This is a genomic window from Neochlamydia sp. EPS4 (genome assembly GCF_000813665.1).
In the GTDB taxonomy this organism is placed as follows: domain Bacteria; phylum Chlamydiota; class Chlamydiia; order Chlamydiales; family Parachlamydiaceae; genus Neochlamydia.
Genome location: NZ_JSDQ01000042.1, coordinates 1 through 3047 on the forward strand (window position 1 = coordinate 1; position 3047 = coordinate 3047).

Genomic DNA, 3047 nt, shown 5'->3' on the forward strand with positions numbered 1-3047 from the left:
TGAAAAACAACTCACAGATAATCTACCCGCGCTTTTTTTCAGATAGATTCAAGGAAAGAGGAGAGGCCTTCCAAGCATTCAGGAGCAGCCACAGGTTTTTGCGACTAAGTGACACGGCAATTTTAGTTTGGCCAAAAGAGTGAAATTAATTCTTTGCCTTATTTGAGAAAAACAGCTCCTTTTGGCGCAATGTTTTAATTCTTCTAACGAATGATGGAATACACTATACCAGTTTCTTCCCGTCAAGAAAAATTGTCCTCTCAGCCATAGCAATCTGCAGAAAAAGAGAGAAGCTTCTTGCCGTTATAAATCTGTAGGCTAGTTTAAGCTTGCTTAGTTGCGGGAAGGAAAGCGGATTACTTGTTTAAAGATAAGATGGTTAAAATTTTTTATTTCTTTTATCACATCCCAGCTTAAAAAGTACTTAAGCCATTTTACAATTGAAAACGCTGCCTTATTTTTTCGGCGATATCTTTCAAAGGATTTTCCGCTAATTCAAGCTTGGTAAGCTCAGGCAGCCGCCCAATTTCTATAGGCAGAGCGGTGAGCTGGTTTTGATTTAAGTAAAGCTCTTGCAGCTTAGACAGCCGCCCAATTTCTGTAGGCAGAGCGGCAAGCTGGTTTTGATTTAATTCAAGGGCTTGGAGCTCAGACAGCTGCCCGATTTCTGCAGGCAGAGCGGTGAGCTGGTTTTGATTTAATTCAAGCGTTTGCAGCTGAGATAAATGCCCTATCTCATTAGGAAGATTGGCAAGCTGGTTGTTGTTTAAGCCGAGCCCCCGCAGCTGTGATAGCTGCCATAGCTCTGCAGGCAGAGCGGTGAGCTGGTTCTGGCTTAAATCAAGCCCTAGCAGCTGAGACAATTGGCCGATTTTTATAGGCAGAGCGGTGAGCTGGTTTTGATTTAAGTAAAGCCCTTGCAGCTGAGACAATTGCCCGATTTCTGTAGGCAGAGCGGTGAGCTGGTTTTGATTTAATTCAAGCTCTTGGAGCTCAGACAGCTGCCCGATTTCTGCAGGCAGACTGGCGAGCTGGTTTTGATTTAAGTAAAGATATTGCAGCTGAGACAATTGACCGATTTCTGCAGGCAGAGCGGTGAGCTGGTTTTGGCTTAATTGAAGCCATTGTAGCTGAGGCAGTTGCCAAATTTCTGCAGGCAGGCTGGTGAGCTGGTTTTGGCTTAAGTTAAGCTCTTGCAGCTGAGACAATAGATCTATTTCTGCAGGCAGAGCGGTGAGCTGGTTTTGATTTAAGTGAAGCGCTCGTAGTTGAGACAACTGGCCGATTTCTGCAGGCAGAGCGGTGAGCTGGCTTTGGCTTAAGTAAAGCTGTGTCAGCTGAGGTAGCTGACAAATTTCTGTAGGCAGACTGGTGAGCTGGCTTTGATTTAAGTAAAGCACTCGTAGTTGAGACAGCTGGCCGATTTCTGCAGGCAGAGCGGTGAGCTGGTTTCGGCTTAAGTCAAGCGTTTGCAGCTCAGACAATTGACCTGTTTCTGTAGACAGAGCGGTGAGCTGATTGTTACTTAAGCCAAGGTCTCGTAGCTGAGACAATTGACCTATTTTTGCAGGCAGAGCGGTGAGCTGGTTTTGATTTAAGTAAAGATATTGCAGCTGAGACAATTGACCTATTTCTGCAGGCAGAGCGGTGAGCTGGTTTTGATTTAAGTCAAGCACTAGTAGTTGAGACAGCTGCCCGATTTCTGCAGGCAGAGTGGTGAGCTGGTTGTTGCTTAAGTAAAGCCATTGCAGCTGAGATAGCTGCCCTATTTCTGCAGGAAGGCTGGTGAGCTGGTTTTCTCTTAAGTTAAGCATTTGCAGTTGAGGCAATTGGCCTATTTCTGAGGGTAAATAAGTCAAGCCTGCTCCAGATAAATTTAGCGAAGCTAAGTTTTTACAATTTTCTTCAATCCAATTTCTAAAAAGCTCTCCTTTTTTCTCTAGAGGCAAGTGCTTAATTTTTTCTCGGCTCAAGTATTTTTTCCCACCCGGAAGTCTTTCCCAAAGTAAAAGGCGATTTATATTTAAGAGATAAGAAGAGTAATTGGCCAGCGTTAAGCCTCTTTTTTCTTCTGTTTTCTCTTTAAATTCCAAAGGAGAAATAGATTTAACTAATGTAAAAACTTGTTTAAAAGATAGATAAACTTTTTCAGTAGGGGTAGGTACATGATTGAGTTGATAAACTCTAGCTAACTTAAGAGTTTGCTGGGTAGTGGCATCTCCCCTTGGGAAATGAAGCTGGGCTATTTTTTTATAAAGAGAAGGCATGGCTTCAGAGGCCAGCAGATGATGCCATCTTTTACAGACGCTAAATAAGGAAGGAACTACGCAAGCCTCTAAGATAGGGAGTAGCAATTCATTGGGCAAGCTTTCAATAGATGTCGAGGCGATAGGATGCATTTTATTTCCTTGAGCAGTGATGAACTTTTATCATTTTTATTTTTAAAGACAATATAAAAATTAAAAAAGCAAGTCAAACGAATTCGTGCTCTTATCAATGAAAAACAACTCACAAATGATCTACCTCGTTTTTTTCAGATAGATTCAAGGAAAGGGGGGACACCTTCCAAGCATTTAGGAACAGCCCAAGGCTTTGGAGATTCAGTAACGCGGCAATTTTAGTTTGGCTAAAAGAATGAGATTGATTCTTTGCCTTATTTGAGAAAAATCGCTCTTTTTGGCGCAATGTTATAATTCTTCTATTGAATGATGAAATACAATACGCCTAGCTTTTTCCTGTCAAGAAAGGTTGTTCTCCTAGCCTAGCAATCTGCAGAAAAAGAGAGAAGCTCCTTGTCATTATAAATGTGTAGGCTAGTTTAAGCTTGCTTAGTTGCGGGAAGGAAAGCGGATTACTTGTTTAAAGATAAGATGGTTAAAATTTTTTATTTCTTTTATCACATCCCAGCTTAAAAAGTACTTAAGCCATTCTACAATTGAAAACACTGCCTTATTTTTTCTGCAATATCCTTCAAAGGATTTTCCGCTAATTCAAGCTTGGTAAGCTGAGACATTTGTTCGATTTCTGCAGGAAGGCTGGTGAGCTGG

At 41.7% G+C, this 3047-nt stretch carries 1 protein-coding gene; it reads right to left on the reverse strand.

The features are described 5' to 3' along the window. Positions 1 to 434: 434 nt before the first annotated feature. Positions 435 to 2399, reverse strand: a complete 1965-nt coding sequence (locus DB42_RS04095) for a leucine-rich repeat domain-containing protein (RefSeq protein WP_052435970.1) — start codon at positions 2397 to 2399, stop codon at positions 435 to 437. Positions 2400 to 3047: the final 648 nt, after the last annotated feature.

Bases quoted from the DNA above. Each gene is read 5' to 3' on its own strand.
- DB42_RS04095 (WP_052435970.1), bottom strand. From the start codon at position 2,399: ATGCATCCTATCGCCTCGACATCTATTGAAAGCTTGCCCAATGAATTG.